We start from the raw sequence: 16,427 nt of genomic DNA on the forward strand, positions 1-16,427 counted from the left end.
AAATAAAAACTACTAAAAATAAAGATATATTTACTGTAGTTTTAAAATGAAGTATATATGAGATTGGAAAAATTATATGAAAATAAGGAAAATAATTAAAACTAACACTTATAAGAATATTATATCTTTAGGTTCTGCAACTCTCATAAAAGCAGTATTAGCTTTGTTAGTAGGTATTTCAACAAGAAACATGTTGGGTCCTGAACAATACGGTTACTGGATAACTATTTCATTAATTTTTACTTTTACCCCATTATTTCAATTAGGGACATTAAATGCAATGAATAGGGAAGTACCATTTTATCTAGAGAGAAAAAATTTAAAAAAAGTACAAGAAATAAGGGATTCAGTATTTTCTTTCTTATTTACATTACCTTTATTTATCGTTATTTTATTGTTATTTATTAGTTCGTTAATTTACTTTAAGGATATAGATGTTGAATATAAAACAGGGTTATTTTTAGCTGCATTCATAGTATTTTTAAATTATTTATCAAGCTATGTAGAAATGTATTTTAAATCTCAACAGGATTTTAAATTGACTTCAAACTTAATAACCACTAAGAGTGTTGCAAAATCGTTTTTCACTTTGATATTAGTATTTTTAATAGGTTATGAAGGTATGTATTTGGGTATGATAATCGCTATAGCTTTTCAAGTTATTTTAGCAAGAAAAGTTATATCGATCCATAGAAGAAAATTTACATTTTCTCAATACAAAAAATTGATAAAAATCGGCTTTCCAATATTGTTAGTAGGAATTGTATGGAATTTAATGATAGCATCTGATAAGTTCATTCTAACAATTTTTATGACACCTGAAGATTTAGGAAACTATAGTGTTGGTACATTTGTATTTACTACATTGATGCTAGTTCCACAAGTGTTAACACAAATATTTTATCCTAAAATTGTAAGATTAATTAGTAGAAATAAAATCATGGAAATTAGGAAATTGTACTGGAGGGTAAATAAATATTTATCGCTCATAATGCTTATTATAGTATTTGTTAGCTATCTTTTGATACCTTACTTTATTAAGTGGTTTATGCCAGAATATGTAGAAGGAACTACAGCTGCACAGATGTTAATTTTTGGTATATACCCATTAACTTTAGTACAAATGGCAGGTAACTATTTCAACTCTACTAATAATCAAAAAGTATATGTTTCTATACAACTAATATGTTTATTACTTAATTTTCTACTCAGTATTTTATTATTAAACAAATTTAATTCGATCAATTCAGTTGCATTAGCAACTTCTGTTACTTTTTATGTTTATTTTGTATTGATGAATGGTGTATTTTTAATTAAATCAAGGGGAAATTCAACAGTAAGTTAATTTTAATCCAGGAGTATTAAAGAAATATTTGACTAATGAAAAAGGCAACTTAGTCTTTAATTAAAAAGGGGATAAAAAATGAAAAACTTAAATGGTAAAACGGTATTAGTAACTGGTGGAACAGGTTCTTTTGGTAAAAAATTCATTTCTAAGGTACTAAACTACGATGTGAAAAAAGTTATTATTTTTAGCCGAGATGAATTAAAGCAATATGAAATGGCTCAAGAATACACAGATCCTCGAATTCGCTTCTTTATTGGTGATGTTCGTGATAAAGACCGTTTATATAGAGCTTTTGATGGGGTAGATATTGTAATTCATGCTGCTGCATTAAAGCATGTAGGGGCTTGTGAATATAACCCTTTTGAGGCGGTTAAAACAAATATTCATGGCGCTCAAAATATTATTGAGGCTGCAATTGACCGTGGTGTTGAGAAAGTGATAGCCTTGAGCACCGATAAAGCAGCAAGTCCAATTAATTTATATGGTGCAACTAAATTAGCTTCTGATAAACTTTTTGTTGCTGGAAACTCTTATGCAGGTAATAAAGTAACAAGATTCTCGGTAGTTCGTTATGGTAATGTAGTAGGAAGTCGTGGAAGTGTAGTACCTTTCTTTAAAAAACTTAAAGCGCAAGGAGAGATTCAGCTTCCAATTACTGATGAACGCATGACACGTTTCTGGATTACTTTAGAACAAGGTGTACAATTTGTTATTGACAATCTTCAAAGAATGAAGGGTGGCGAAATCTTTATACCAAAGATTCCTAGTATGAAGGTTGTTGATTTGGCTGAAGCGATTGCACCAGAATGTGAGATAAAAATAGTGGGAATTCGCCCTGGAGAAAAATTGCATGAAGCAATGATAAACGAAGATGATGCTCGCCAAACTTTAGAATATGACACATACTATGTTATCCAACCAGAATTTCCTTGGTGGAGAAAAGAATTTTCAAACGGTGGTAAACCATTACCTGAAGGCTTTACCTATATAAGTGATGTAAATGACCATTGGTTAACTGTTGATGAACTCAGAGAATTAGTTAAAGAGTAATAATTATTTTCCTCTATTTAAATATGGAAAGGAAGTTTACTTAATATGGGTAATAAAGCAATCAGAAGCAGTTATTTACCATATGGACGGCAATGGATTGACGAAGAAGATATTCAATCCGTGGTAAATGTTTTAAAAGGTGACTATTTAACAACTGGGCCTGCGGTAGGTGAATTTGAAAAAGATGTTGCTTCCTACGTTGGAGCTAAGTATGCTGTTGCATTTTCGAATGGAACAGCTGCACTTCATGGAGCTTGTTTTGCAGCTGGTATTTGTGAAGGAGATGAAGTTATCACAACACCAATGACGTTTGCTGCAAGTTCTAATTGTGTTCTTTATCAAGGTGGCAAGCCAGTTTTTGCCGATATAGATTCAAAGACTTATAATATTGATCCCAAAAAAGTTGAAGAGTTAATTAATGAGAATACAAAAGCAATTATTCCTGTACATTTCACTGGACAACCAGTTGATATAGATGCAATTCACCAACTTGCTAAAGAGCACAATTTGGTGGTAATTGAGGACGCTGCACATGCCTTGGGTGCAACTTATAAAGGTGAAAAGATAGGATCAATAAGTGGTATGACAATGTTTAGTTTTCATCCAGTGAAACATATTACTTCTGGAGAAGGCGGAATTATAACAACTAATAATGAAGAGTATTATCAAAAATTAATACAATTTAGATCCCACGGAATTACCCGAGAATCTGAAAAGTTAATAGAAAATCATGGTCCTTGGTATTATGAAATGCAGTTCTTAGGCTTTAATTACCGAATGACAGATATTCAAGCTGCTCTTGGTACTAGTCAATTGAAGAAGATTGATAATTTTGTTGACTTAAGAAAGAAGTATGTATCGATTTATAACGAGGCTTTTAAAGAGATAGATGAAATTCAAACTCCATATCAAGATCATAATGGCATATCAAGCTGGCACTTATACATTATACGTTTAGATTTAGATAAGTTGTCGGTGAGCAGAAAAGAAATATTTGAAGCTTTAGTTAACGAAAAAATAGGTGTTAACGTGCATTATATTCCTGTTCATCTTCTGCCTTACTATTCACAATTGGGTTACCAACGTGGATTATGTCCAAATGCAGAAAAGTTGTATGAGGAAATCATTACATTACCACTTTTCCCTGCAATGACAGAAGAAGATGTAATGGATGTAATAACAGCTGTAAATAAAGTAGTAAATACTTATCGAAAGTAGGGTAATTACATGAAAATTGCAGCTATTATACAAGCAAGAATGGGTTCAACAAGACTGTCAGGAAAAGTAATGAAAGATATAAAGGGAAGAACTGTTCTATCCCATGTTATTGAAAGAGTTAGACAATCTAATTTAATTGAAGAGATAATTATTGCTACAACGGTACATGAGAAAGATACTATTATTGAAAAAGAAGCAATTAAATGTGGTGCTAAGGTATATAGGGGTAGCGAAGAAGACGTTCTCAGTCGTTACTACTTAGCAGCAAAAGAAAACAATATTGATATTATTGTAAGGATTACTTCTGATTGTCCTGTAATTGATGCCTATGTAATTGATGAAATTATTAGTTTCTATCGGAATGAAAAATATGAAATTGTAACAAATGCTGGATCAGATCTAAGTCAAAGAACATATCCTCGAGGATTAGATACAGAAGTATTCTCATTTAATGCATTAGAAGATGCATTTTATAACGGAAGAGAAAAGTATCATAGAGAACATGTCACTCCTTATATTTATGAAAAAAGTAATAAAATACATTACTTTAAGAATGATGTTAATTATTCTAAATATCGATGGACTTTAGATACAGAAGAGGATTTTGAATTAATAAGTGAAATTTATAATAAACTATATAAAGGAACACATGACTTTTATCTTCAAGATATAATTGAAATCTTTGAGAAAGAACCGGAAATGTATACTATCAATGCACATATTGAACAAAAGAAAATTAATTAAAAAAGGATGAAAGATATGAGGGCATTGATTTTTACAGAGGGCGGCAGTCAAATAGGTTTAGGACATATCTCAAGGTGCAGTTCTCTATATGATGAATTGACGAACAGAGGGATTGAAGTTGAATTCATAATTAATAGCGACACCGGGAAATTTGAGATCATTAAAGATAAACAATACAAGATAGTTAATTGGTTATCAAAAGAATTTTTAACCAATTATATTAAACAGTGTGACTATTGCATTGTAGACTCTTACTTGGCTAGTTACGATATATATAGAATTATTTCAAAACGTGCAGCAAAAACTTTATTTATTGATGATAATGGAAGGATTGATTATCCAGAAGGAATAGTTGTTAATCCATCTCTTAGTACCCAAGCAGTTGAGTATCCTATAAATGATACTAACTGCTATTTACTTGGACCAAAATATGTTATTTTGAGAAGCCCCTTCACCCAAGTAAGAAGAACACATATTAATCCGCAAGTAAAAGAAGTACTGATAACATTAGGTGGATCTGATATACACAATTTAACTCCGAATATCCTAAAAAACCTTGCCATTAATAACTCAGAAATTACTTTCAATGTAGTTATAGGAAATGCGTTTGAAAATATCAAAGAAATAAAGAGTATTAGATCAAAGAATTTCAACTTTTATGAGAATGCCACAGCTGCAGAAATGAAATCTATTATGCTAAAGTCTGATTTTGCTATCACTGCTGCAGGACAGACGATTTATGAATTGTTAGCTACTCAAACACCGTTTATTCCGATAAAGGTAATTGACAATCAGCATCATAATATCTTAGCTTTAAAAGAACTTAATTTGATTGAGACAGCTCTTGAATATAGTGATACTTTCTTTAGTGAAAAGTTAATTTATAAATTTGAGAATTTGAAGAAATTTAATAATCGTATAGGATTGGTAGAAAAGTACAAGGAAGTAATTGATGGGTTAGGCAGTAAACGAATTATTGAAACTCTATTATCAGGAGAGGTTATGGAAAAGGAATACTTTTTAAGAAAAGTAAAGGACCAAGATATTTATGATGTGTTTCAATTATCAAATGAGGATTATGTAAGAAAGTACTCAATAAATACTACTAAAATTGATTGGAAAGATCATAAAAATTGGTTTCAAAACATTATTAAATCTGATAATCATGTATTTTATGTTGTAACGGATTATACAGATAAATTCTTAGGACAAGTACGATATAGAATAGAGGATAAATCTGCAATCGTTAGTATTAGCTTTGGTAAAACAATTGCAGGAAAAGGGCTAAGTAAAGAATTATTAAAAAAGAGCATTAAGTTAATTCAAGAGGAAAGAAATGAATTAAAGAATATTATAGCCTTTGTATCAGAAGAAAATATTGCATCAAAAAAGCTTTTTGAAAAGGTTGGCTTTTTATTAAGTGAAAGTAATAATAGGATGATTAAGTATATGTATTCAATAAAAGAGGAGTATGATAAATGCTAATTGATAGATTTGACATTTCAAAAAAAGTTTTAATTATAGCAGAGATGTCAGCAAACCATGGACACGATATAAAAATTGCTAAAGAAACAATAAAAGCAGCGAAAGAAGCTGGAGCCGATGCAATTAAATTACAAACTTATACTGCTGATACAATAACGATTGATTGTGATAATGAGTACTTTAGGTTAGATCAGGGTACAATTTGGGATGGGAAAACGCTATACGACCTTTATAAAGAGGCTTATACACCTTGGGAATGGCATGAAGAGTTAATGAATTATTCCCATGAACTTGGTTTAATCTGTTTTTCAAGCCCTTTTGACATTTCAGCAGTTAATTTTTTAGAAAACTTAAACGTACCCGCTTATAAAGTAGCTTCATTTGAAATAACAGACATACCACTAATTGAATACATTGCAAGTAAAGGGAAACCTATCATTATTTCAACAGGTATCGCCACTCTTGGTGAGATTGATGATGCAGTACAAGCATGCAAGAGGGTGGGAAATGATAAAATTATATTATTAAAATGCACCTCCGCATATCCAGCGATGATAGAAGATGCGAACCTTTTAACAATGAAAAACTTAAAAGAAACATTTAATGTTGAAGTTGGTTTATCAGATCATACTTTAGGGATAACAGTACCTATTGTTTCGGTTGCTTTGGGAGCTAGGGTTATAGAAAAGCATTTTATATTAGATAAAAGTATCGGCGGACCTGATGCTAGTTTTTCATTGGACAAGCAAGAGTTTAAGTTGTTAGTTGACTCAGTAAGAGATGCTGAGCGGTCATTAGGAAGTGTGGATTATAAACTTACGGAAAAAAAGGAAAAAAGTAGAGAATTTTCACGTTCGTTATTTGTTGTGAAAGATATAAAAGCAGGAGATTATTTTACTGAAGATAATGTTAAATCTATAAGACCAGGATATGGGCTAAAACCGAGACATATCCGATCTGTAATAGGGCAAAAAGCAAGACAAGATATTAGTAAGGGAACCCCTTTAAGTTGGGAAAGTATTGAGTAATTCATTGATAAAAGAATTCAATGGTAGAAACGTAATATATGCGCAAAAATAATTTCATAATTTAAATAATGTAGCCCCCAATGGTATTTAATTGGAGGTAACATTTATTAAAGTCAAAGTTGTTATAGGAATAAACATTAAGTTTTAACCTTCCAATAATTAAGATGGGATTTGTAGAATTGGGTGTAAGCAACGGTGATAAAATCCCTAATAACAACGGTTTCAAATTCCCCAATAATAACAGATAATCATTTCTATACTAGATAAAGAGTTGGAGTGTAGAGATGATGATCAAGATTGGGGAGTTTTTTATGATTAGAGAATTACATCAAAAAGGATGGTCGATTACTGCTATCTCTGAAGAAACGGGTTTTGATCCAAAAACCATTCGAAAGTACATAAATTCTGACGAATTACCGAAGCAGAAAAAGATTGATAAGAAAGGCAGTAAGTTGGATCCATTCAAAGATTATTTGAAGAAACGTATTAAAGAAGGAACTACGAATTGCACAGTACTTTTAGAAGAAATCGAAGCTATGGGATATGAAGGTAGAATGACAATCCTTCGTGATTTTGTACGACCTTATCGTTCTCGGCCTAAAAAACAGGCAACCATGAGAGATGAAACTTCTCCCGGAAAACAAGCACGAATGGACTTGAGGGCATCAAGGAAAATTTAAAGTTGATCAAGAGATGAAAGACAACTACGCTTTCACAATGGTATTGAGCTACTCAAGGATAATTGAATCCATTCACATCCCTCTCTCCATTAATCCACTACCATCATCCTCCGAAAACGCCAATATGCACATGGCGGTTCGGTGCATTTGTTTTTCTAAAACATAATAGGAATCTTTCAGTTGTAGGGATCGTCCGTTTTTGAAGAATATGTTCGATTGATAGCCAAGATGATGTTTGCTGTGGAGTGGTTTAATGAACTTAACATGATGATAAAAAATCCAATGGCAGTGGAATTTCGTTGGGGAGAGTGTAGGGAAAGCGTAGAGGTTTTGGTGAAGGCTAATCGGAATCGGGACTTTTCGGCTGTAGCCGGTTTGATGCATGACGGCTGCTCTCCTCCCTTCCAAAGAAGAGCCATGGTCAAGACAAGCCCGTTTCATAATTTGGAGGGGCGTTTTCTTAATGTACAACGTCTTGTTTCGTTCGAGGACGGTCGTGTCATATTCTAGCTGTACAGCTGGTAATAGCGCCATAGTCTGTTCGCTAACTTGATAGTGAGTTAGAATATTTTCCATAATAGTCACTCCTTTGAGGATGTTGTTCAAAAGGGGATGATCAGGGGTATCATCCATCGGGACTGCTTGTTTGATGATTTTTCTCCTTTCGAATCTGCTCATAAATATCACTAATCTTTATATCTAAAACGACCTCAAGTTTATATATGCTGCTTGCTTTCGGGTTTACCTCGCCACGTTCAATCTTTCCGTAACTTTTCTCGTGCATGCCAGTCATTTGATCGATATCCGCTTGTGTAAGCCCAAGTTCCATACGTCGGTTGCGAAGATATTTGCCAAATCGTTTTAAATCCAAGTCATGATAGAACATCGTGAAAAGCTCCTTCCCAAAAATCAATTATCTAAATATATTACGCTATGTACACAACCTACAGGTTACTTTTGGGAAAATAGTAATTTTTTTAAAGGAAAGGATACTTTTCTATTAAGAGGAAACGAAAAAAGATAGAGCCGAATCATAGAGACTCTATCCTTTCTTGCCTTCCACATACTCTTTCTGTTCGAGTAGCTTTCGGATCTTTTGTCTAGCGAGGCGGCCCCAGTTTTTTACCGCATTTTCGGTTACCTGTTCCTTTTGAGCAATCTCCTTTACGGATAAGTCCTCAAGTACGTATAACCGAAACCATGTTCGTTGATTTTCCGTTAGCAGCTCCTCGATTTGGGCGAGAAGGTATGGATCAAAAAAGTCTACCATCGTTGTCGTGACATGATTGAGATCAGCTTTCATTGATTCTTTATAGGTATCTTCCACTTTGACGTAACGCCTCTGTTTCCGAATGTAATCGATTAACGCTTTTTGAATGCGAAAATAAGCAAACGATGAAAACTTTCCCTTAGACGGGTCAAACTGCTCATACGCCTTCCACAGTGCAATCGCTCCTTCTTGATAAAATTCTCCCTCGAGATCGCGTATCCCATATCGTTTGATGACATGATAGATCATTTTTTCGTTTTCCTTTAACACTTCATGAAACGGTTTCTCCTTTACACGATCCACAAAGACCTCTTTTCTATAAAGGCGCCTTTATGAAGGATTCCGCGGTAATGGTAGTATAATAAAAAATAGGAGCGTCACGCATTATAGGGAAAATGAAGAATCTCGTAGCAACATTCACGTTTCTCCCGGGAAAGGTAAGGAATTGATAGGGGAAAGACTATTTCATTAAAGGAAAGGTTACGTATAGACCGTTTTAGCAGATTACCTTTGTCTCTTCTATCAATCTACCGTTTACAATCTATAAGTTTTTGGGTAAGATGTAAATTATATCCTATTACTAGGAACAATTACCTTTTAACATGCTAATGATTTCCAACCATCTGGACGTAATGACTCAATTAGCTAAAAATATGCAACGATAAAATGACGATAGGAGCTCATTATATATGACAACAGACCAAATCGAACTACTGTTAAAGAAACTGAAAGAGAAAGGGGACCAAGGGACAGATTATGACACCCTCTATCAACTTTTAGAAGATGAGCTATCGAACATATATAAAGGAGAGCCAGCACTAAAACCGTAATTCATCACCATTTCCTACAAACACCCTCAAGAGGAGGAGATACATATGCTAAAATCCATCCACCATATTGCCATCATTTGTTCCAACTATGAAACGTCGAAGGACTTTTACGTCAATAAACTAGGGCTGGAAGTCGTGCAGGAAATCTATCGGGAAGAAAGGGACTCCTATAAATTAGATTTAGCCATTGATGGACATTATCAAATTGAACTGTTTTCCTTTCCGAATCCTCCTGAACGGCCAAGCTATCCGGAAGCAAGTGGGCTTCGCCATTTAGCCTTTGCCGTTGACCATATCGAAGAAGCAACGGTCAATCTACAACAAAAGGGGATTATAGTAGAAGAAATCCGGATGGACCCAACAACGAATAAAAAGTTTACCTTCTTCCAAGATCCAGACGGTTTGCCAATCGAGCTATACGAGGAGTAATCCCCCTACAATCCGAACGAAGGATTAGTCCCCACCGACACCTTATCATCATGCTCCTATTCCGCCTCAATTTCCCTTCCTATAAATCTGTCGAACGAAGTCGAAATAAAGGTAGATTTTTCCCCCTTGTTCCTCTATGATTAAGTCACATAGATAGAGAAAAAATACATCATATGGGGGTTATACTTTTGAAAAAGGTTATCACATTAATATGCGCAATATTCTTACTTGCTTTAACCGTTGCTTGTTCCGGCAGTGGAAGTACGAAGAAAGACTATTTTACTATTACCCAAAATGAAAAAGTAGGCTTCATCAACAAAAAAGGTGATATTGTCATTGATCCACAGTTTGAAAACGCCTATGACTTTTCCGACGGTTTAGCACTTGTGAACGTCGGTAGTAAATATGGCTATATTGATACGAAAGGACAGTTTTCCATTAATCCGCAATATGACTATGCTTCAAGCTTCAACGAAGGCTATGCAATGGTAAACAAAGGGGAAGACGCGTTTTTTATCAATACAAAAGGTGAGAAAGTATTTGAAGATGTGCAATTTGATTATGCGTACACATTCTCTGAAGGGTTAGCCCTCATCGAAGTTGACGGTAATTATGGTTATATGGATAAGAAAGGGAACATTGCCATTAATCCTCAGTTTGAGGATGCGGACAGCTTCTCAGAAGATGGACTTGCACGTATTTACATGGGTGGACAATATGGTTTCATTAATAAAAAAGGGGAGATCGTCATTACGCCTCAGTTTGATCGGGCATGGGACTTTAGTGACGGTTTAGCGGCCGTTTACGTTGGCGACTCTTGGGGTTATGCCAATAAAAAAGGGGAAATTGTGATTAACCCGCAGTTCGAACAAGCATACCCATATCAAGACGGACTAGCTCCTGTACGTATAGGTGATCAATTCGGCTTTATCGATAAAAAAGGGGAGATTGTCATTAACCCTCAGTTTGACGATGCGTACATTTTCCAAGATGGCATGGCTGCTGTATTAGTTGATGATAAGTGGGGCTTTATTAATCAAAAGGGTGACATGGTCATCAACCCACAATTTAGTCGAACCTATTTCTTCGAAGGTGGTCTTGCTGCGGTCTATATCGGAGATAGCTACTACGGTGGCAAAAAAGGCTACATCGACACAAAAGGGAAATACGTTTGGAATCCGACGGATTAAACAAACGTTTGTTTGAATTTGAATTGGGCTATAGCTCCTGTTTCTTGCTGAAACAGGAGTATTTTTATTGACAAATTTAGTCACATTTTACTAGAAATTCATTTACAATTTGTCGAATGTAGTCTATTATACTATCATATGTAAAAAATTAGATGAAAATGGAACTGGAGGAACGAACATGAAAAAGATTGGGTTATTATTTATGGCAATTATTCTTTTGCTTCTTACAGCTGCATGTTCAGACAAAAAAGAGCTATTCTCTGTTGTTCAAAACGGGGACACAGGCTTCATTAACAAAAAAGGGAAAGTCGTCATTGATCCTCAATTTGATGGTGCCTATGATTTTTCTGAAGGTCTATCCGTAGTACGAGTAGGTGGGAAATACGGATTTATCGATGAAAAAGGAAACTTCGAAATTAATCCCCAATTCGATTCGGCGACAAGCTTCTCGAAGGAAGGATTCGCCCTCGTTTCGAAAGGTGAAGAATCCTACTTTATTAATAAAAAAGGGGAAAAGCAGTTCGAAGATTTACAGTTTGATAGTGCAAGCAACTTTGCAGAAGGCTATGCTCGTTTAAATGTTGAAGGCGATAGCGGATATGTGAATAAAAAAGGCGACATCGTCATCAATCCACAGTTTGACCGTGCGTACAACTTCTCTGAAGATGGGTTAGCACGTGTAAGCATGGGTGGCGAATATGGCTTTATTGATACGAAAGGAAACATTGTCATTACACCGCAGTATGACCAGGCGTACGGTTTTACAGAAGGATTAGCGGCTGTTGAAGTAGATGGTCAATGGGGCTTCATTAATAAAAAAGGGGAGTTTGCCATTAACCCGCAATTTGACGGTGCGTATTTCTTTAGTGATGGTCTAGCACCAGTTCTTGTTGAGGATCAAGTCGGTTATATTGATAAAAAAGGAAATATTAAAATTAACCCCCAATTCGATGCGGGCTTCATGTTTGAAGATGGACATGCTCCGGTACAAGTTGACGGCAAATGGGGATATATTAACAAAAAAGGTGACCTTGCGATTAACCCGCAGTTCGATAATGCGAACTACTTTGAAGGTGGACTTGCTGCTGTATACTTAGGCGGCAAAAAAGGGTATATCAACCAAAAAGGCGAATACGTTTGGAATCCAACAGATTAACAATTGATTGAAGACCTGCTTCTACTTTGAAGCGGGTCTTTTTTCGGAATTGATAGGAAATCGTAAATCGGTGTCGAAAGTATTAGAAAGGAAATGAATTGGCAATGCAGTAGGGGGATCTTTTATGAAAACAATCAGTTTATGGACAATCGTCATCAGTTTCCTTATGGTCATAACCGCTTGTTCTTATTTTGAAACGGACAAAGAATTGTTCTCCGTTCGTGTAGATGGAAAAGAAGGCTTTATCAATAAAAAGGGGGAGATTGTTATTGACCCCGTGTTTGATCGTGTGGGTGAGTTCCATGATGGTTTAGCGACCGTGTCCATCCGGAACGTAAGTGGGGTCATAAATGAACAGGGACAGTTTCTGGTGATTCCCCAGTATGCATATATATCTCCTTTTTCCGAAGGTTATGCTGTAGCAGTGAGTCATAATGACGGGCAATTTTCCCGTGAAACGTTCTTCATTAATCATAAAGGGGAAAGGATGTTTCAGGACTTAGACATTGAGGATGCTGAAAGTTCTTTTACAAACGGACTTGCACCAGTCCGTATTGATGATCTTTTCGGTTTTATTAACCGAAAAGGGCAAGTTGTCATTGAACCGGAGTACATGTATGTACGACCGTTCTCAGACGGCCTTGCATTAGTGAGAGATGCAGACACGAGACAATTCGGCTATATCAATGCAAAAGGGAGAGAGGTCATCCGAGTTGAGTATGACGATGCGAATGACTTTTCGGAAGGCTTAGCTCCTGTAAGAGTAGATGGTGATATAGGGTACATTGATAAAAGAGGGAATATCGCGATTGAACCCCAATTTCAAGAAGGACAACATTTCAGTGAAGGCTTGGCGGCTGTCATGATTGGATCTCAGTTCGGCTTTGTGAATCAAAAAGGGGATATCGTGATCAATCCTCAATTTGATATGGTCCTCCACTTTTCCGAAGGGAAGGCAGCGGTTCGAGTAGATTATGAATGGGGCTTTATGAATCAAAAGGGGGATCTCGTCATAACACCTCAATTTGACCATGTCGAACCGTTCCAAGGTGGATTAGCAAAAGTTTACATAGGGAATAAGGTTGGTTATATTAACCATAATGGCGAATACGTCTGGAACCCGACAGAATAGTTTTCAAGACCTGTTCAATTGAACAGGCTTTTTTGTTCTTCCTCATTATTGATATAATACAGAAAACGGTAGAAACGGAGATAGAGACGATGCGTATTGAACAACTACAACAAATGTATCCATCCCTTATATTCCATAAAGATGATCAGAACGTAACCATATCACAGTATGAATGGTATACCGTTGACGGACAAACGGTAGGGATATTAAAGGAAGAGTTAAAGGGGAACGAAAAGGTTCTACTCGATTCTTTCCTATCGAAAGTGAAACATCCCCAAGCGTTTTCGTCCGAACGGGAACGTCAATGGTATGAGCAGTTAATCCAAGGGAAAGAACATAGCTTTACGAACATACGAAGCTACCGTTATGTCTATTATCAAATCGAAACGAAGTTGAATGACTTTTCGCTTTTTCGGGAAGGGATTCAAGCGGTATTCCCGTTTCCGATGCCCGTGATCCAGCTTTCGGATTATGAAGGGGTAATTATTGAGGAAATTTATGACGAGCAACAGTCCCTCGTGAATTATAAGGAAGTCATTGAACTTCTCATTAGTGACTTGTATATTAATATGAAGCTGTTTGTGAGTGAGCTATTTGAACATCCCGAGGAAACGAACGATAATTTCGAGTGGACGAAACGAATTGCGGAAACCGTAATGCCTTCGGCGAATGATCATGTGATCGAATTGACAGAAGCGGTCCCGTACTTGTTAACGAACCGAATTGAAAAAGGGTATGATGACCGGGTTGTTCGTACGATTCTCAAATCTACGTTGGAAGATCAAGACCTTCTGAAAACCGTGCAAGTGTATTTGCGAAGTGAGTTAAATGTAACAGAAGCGGCGAAGAAGCTCCATATGCACCGAAATACGTTGCAGTACCGTATTGATAAGTTTACGGATGTGACAGGGCTTGATATTAAACGGTTTTCCAATGCTTTCATAGTGAAACTCCTTTTCTATATGATGGACGAAAAGTTGTAAGCGCGCACAAATCTGTGTGTGCTTTTTTGTGCACGTTGTCCATATCTTTTTGAAGCGTTTTCATATAGACTAATAACTAAGTTAATTAAAACGCTTTCAAAAATGAGGGGGATATGAGACATGGCAGAACTTAAATTAGATAACATTTATAAAATATATGACGGAGACGTTACAGCTGTAGAAGATTTCAACCTACACATTCAAGATAAAGAGTTTATCGTATTAGTAGGACCATCTGGTTGTGGAAAATCTACGACTCTACGAATGATTGCTGGACTTGAAGAAATTTCAGAGGGTGGATTGTTCATCGATGATAAACAAGTAAACGATGTTCCGCCGAAAGATCGTGACATTGCGATGGTTTTCCAAAACTATGCCCTATACCCGCATATGAACGTTTATGACAATATGGCGTTCGGTTTAAAGCTACGGAAAATTGACAAAAAAGAAATTGATCGCCGCGTTCGAGAAGCAGCGGAAATTTTAGGATTAACCGAGTACTTGAAACGTAAGCCGAAAGCAATGTCTGGTGGTCAGCGTCAGCGTGTGGCACTAGGACGTGCAATTGTACGTGATGCGAAAGTATTCTTAATGGACGAACCGCTTTCCAACTTGGATGCGAAGCTGCGTGTACAAATGCGTGCTGAAATTCAAAAGCTTCACCAACGTCTACAAACAACAACGATTTATGTAACACACGACCAAACCGAAGCGATGACTATGGCAACACGTCTTGTTGTTATGAAAGACGGTCTTATTCAACAAATTGGTACGCCAAAACAAGTGTATGATGAGCCAAATAACATCTTCGTTGGTGGGTTCATCGGGTCTCCATCTATGAACTTCTTTAACGGTCATTTAGAAGATGGCAAGTTCCACATTGGTGAAACAACGATTGAAGTACCAGAAGGAAAGTTAAAGGTGTTAAAAGAGCAAGGTTTTGACGGAAAAGAGCTAGTATTAGGTGTACGCCCTGAAGATATCCATGACGAGCCATTATTCTTGGAATCTTCCAAAGGCACAAGCTTCAAAGCGACAGTAGAAGTAGCAGAGTTAATGGGTTCTGAAACATACCTGTATACAAACCTGAATGGGCAGGAATTTATCGCTCGTGTAGATGCCCGTACGGTTGTGAACGGTGGCGACAAGATCGATCTTGCCTTCGACATGAACAAAGCTCACTTCTTTAATAAAGAAACAGAAGAGCGCATTAAGTAAAGAAGACGAACCCCACGCCAGTAGGCGTGGGGTTTTTTCGTGTTAATCGTATACATAAAATTTAGGATTATTGACAATAGGTCTCTTAATCATGCTATTTGATTCGTTTCATTGAAAGGATATGAAGAGAACACATTTATGGTTGAGAAGATGCTCTGCGATTTTTCAGAGGAGGTTAGTTTTTACTTTTTTAAAGTATTCAATAAAACTGGCTGGCTTCATTTTCACTTGAAAAGAAAAAACACCACGATTGGAATGGATATAAAATAACCCGAAATTATGATTTAATGAACGATACGAAAGGTCTAACACATCCTGTAAATAAAATGTTTCTTTCGATGATTCCATTCGGTCGTTATATAAAATAAGCTCATGTTCTTGGTCTTGATAATACTGTTGGTTCGAGGCAATCCCTCTTTCAACTTCGATATAAACTTGTTTTGCAATTGGTTTCATCTGCATCCTCCTCTTCACAAGCATAACATAGGGGCAGTTCGATTGCTTCATTTGGTTGCCCTTCTTTCTGATGAAGGGGGGGATGTGACCGTCAAGTAAAATGTTACAGTTTTTGCTGATTAATTTGTTACACTTTCCTGCCCGAAGATGTTCTTTCGATGCTTCATTCGATAACTGTCACCGTTTAAATGGATAATTTCAACACGGTGT

At 36.0% G+C, this 16,427-nt stretch carries 17 protein-coding genes and 2 pseudogenes; 14 read left to right on the plus strand and 5 right to left on the minus strand.

All coding sequences use genetic code 11. The features are described from left to right. The first annotated feature begins 76 nt into the window (after nt 1-76). From NLW78_RS11855 to NLW78_RS11885, 7 genes and pseudogenes are all read left to right on the plus strand, one after another. Nucleotides 77-1,345: an oligosaccharide flippase family protein gene (locus NLW78_RS11855; RefSeq protein ID WP_254497339.1), complete on the plus strand. Its 1,269-nt coding sequence runs from the start codon at nt 77-79 to the stop codon at nt 1,343-1,345. A gap of 78 nt (nt 1,346-1,423) precedes the next feature. Further along, a complete protein-coding gene (gene pseB, locus NLW78_RS11860; RefSeq protein ID WP_254497340.1) occupies nt 1,424-2,398 on the plus strand; it encodes a UDP-N-acetylglucosamine 4,6-dehydratase (inverting) in 975 nt (324 codons plus the stop codon). Nucleotides 2,399-2,443: 45 nt separating this feature from the next. After that, a complete protein-coding gene (gene pseC, locus NLW78_RS11865) occupies nt 2,444-3,616 on the plus strand; it encodes a UDP-4-amino-4,6-dideoxy-N-acetyl-beta-L-altrosamine transaminase (RefSeq protein ID WP_254497341.1) in 1,173 nt (390 codons plus the stop codon). A 9-nt stretch (nt 3,617-3,625) separates the two neighbouring features. Continuing rightward, nucleotides 3,626-4,360 (plus strand): cytidylyltransferase domain-containing protein, encoded by a 735-nt coding sequence (locus tag NLW78_RS11870; RefSeq protein ID WP_254497342.1) that lies wholly within the window; start codon nt 3,626-3,628, stop codon nt 4,358-4,360. A 15-nt stretch (nt 4,361-4,375) separates the two neighbouring features. After that, complete coding sequence (gene pseG, locus NLW78_RS11875) at nt 4,376-5,845, plus strand: UDP-2,4-diacetamido-2,4,6-trideoxy-beta-L-altropyranose hydrolase (RefSeq protein ID WP_254497343.1); 1,470 nt, start codon at nt 4,376-4,378, stop codon at nt 5,843-5,845. Then, nucleotides 5,839-6,873: a pseudaminic acid synthase gene (gene pseI, locus NLW78_RS11880; protein ID WP_254497344.1), complete on the plus strand. Its 1,035-nt coding sequence runs from the start codon at nt 5,839-5,841 to the stop codon at nt 6,871-6,873. The genes pseG and pseI overlap by 7 nt, the downstream gene beginning before the upstream one ends. A gap of 287 nt (nt 6,874-7,160) precedes the next feature. Further along, nucleotides 7,161-7,614, plus strand: a pseudogene (locus NLW78_RS11885) (terminase gpP N-terminus-related DNA-binding protein); the annotation flags it as partial. Between the two features lie 11 nt (nt 7,615-7,625). Here NLW78_RS11885 and NLW78_RS11890 read toward each other — a convergent pair. The 3 genes from NLW78_RS11890 to NLW78_RS11900 form a co-directional block, all read right to left on the minus strand. Continuing rightward, complete coding sequence (locus NLW78_RS11890) at nt 7,626-8,129, minus strand: competence protein ComK (protein WP_254497345.1); 504 nt, start codon at nt 8,127-8,129, stop codon at nt 7,626-7,628. 49 nt (nt 8,130-8,178) lie between these two features. Beyond that, a complete protein-coding gene (locus NLW78_RS11895) occupies nt 8,179-8,439 on the minus strand; it encodes a helix-turn-helix domain-containing protein (RefSeq protein ID WP_254497346.1) in 261 nt (86 codons plus the stop codon). Nucleotides 8,440-8,595: 156 nt separating this feature from the next. After that, complete coding sequence (locus tag NLW78_RS11900) at nt 8,596-9,126, minus strand: sigma-70 family RNA polymerase sigma factor (RefSeq protein ID WP_254497347.1); 531 nt, start codon at nt 9,124-9,126, stop codon at nt 8,596-8,598. Nucleotides 9,127-9,512: 386 nt separating this feature from the next. Here NLW78_RS11900 and NLW78_RS11905 point away from each other — a divergent pair, with 386 nt between their 5' ends. The 7 genes from NLW78_RS11905 (at nt 9,513) to NLW78_RS11935 (ending at nt 15,761) form a co-directional block, all read left to right on the plus strand. Then, on the plus strand, nt 9,513-9,653 hold the full coding sequence (locus tag NLW78_RS11905) for a hypothetical protein (RefSeq protein ID WP_254497348.1): 141 nt from the start codon (nt 9,513-9,515) through the stop codon (nt 9,651-9,653). A gap of 45 nt (nt 9,654-9,698) precedes the next feature. After that, nucleotides 9,699-10,082 (plus strand): SMU1112c/YaeR family gloxylase I-like metalloprotein, encoded by a 384-nt coding sequence (gene gloA2, locus NLW78_RS11910; protein WP_254497349.1) that lies wholly within the window; start codon nt 9,699-9,701, stop codon nt 10,080-10,082. Nucleotides 10,083-10,270: 188 nt separating this feature from the next. Further along, nucleotides 10,271-11,272 carry a WG repeat-containing protein gene (locus tag NLW78_RS11915; RefSeq protein ID WP_254497350.1) on the plus strand — a complete coding sequence of 334 codons (1,002 nt, stop codon included), beginning with the start codon at nt 10,271-10,273 and terminating at the stop codon, nt 11,270-11,272. Nucleotides 11,273-11,450: 178 nt separating this feature from the next. Then, nucleotides 11,451-12,428, plus strand: coding sequence for a WG repeat-containing protein (locus NLW78_RS11920; protein ID WP_254497351.1), 978 nt, complete (start codon nt 11,451-11,453; stop codon nt 12,426-12,428). A gap of 124 nt (nt 12,429-12,552) precedes the next feature. Further along, nucleotides 12,553-13,560, plus strand: coding sequence for a WG repeat-containing protein (locus tag NLW78_RS11925; protein WP_254497352.1), 1,008 nt, complete (start codon nt 12,553-12,555; stop codon nt 13,558-13,560). Nucleotides 13,561-13,649: 89 nt separating this feature from the next. Further along, the gene (locus tag NLW78_RS11930; RefSeq protein WP_254497353.1) at nt 13,650-14,543 is read left to right on the plus strand and encodes a PucR family transcriptional regulator; all 894 of its coding nucleotides are present in this window, start codon (nt 13,650-13,652) and stop codon (nt 14,541-14,543) included. A gap of 120 nt (nt 14,544-14,663) precedes the next feature. Then, on the plus strand, nt 14,664-15,761 hold the full coding sequence (locus tag NLW78_RS11935; RefSeq protein WP_254497354.1) for an ABC transporter ATP-binding protein: 1,098 nt from the start codon (nt 14,664-14,666) through the stop codon (nt 15,759-15,761). Between the two features lie 165 nt (nt 15,762-15,926). Here the strand turns inward: NLW78_RS11935 and NLW78_RS11940 are convergent, their stop codons facing one another. Beyond that, on the minus strand, nt 15,927-16,217 hold the full coding sequence (locus NLW78_RS11940; RefSeq protein WP_254497355.1) for a hypothetical protein: 291 nt from the start codon (nt 16,215-16,217) through the stop codon (nt 15,927-15,929). Between the two features lie 119 nt (nt 16,218-16,336). After that, a pseudogene (locus NLW78_RS15715) lies at nt 16,337-16,427 on the minus strand (ATP-binding protein); the annotation flags it as partial.

The organism is Salirhabdus salicampi (genome assembly GCF_024259515.1).
GTDB lineage: Bacteria > Bacillota > Bacilli > Bacillales > Alkalibacillaceae > Salirhabdus_A > Salirhabdus_A salicampi.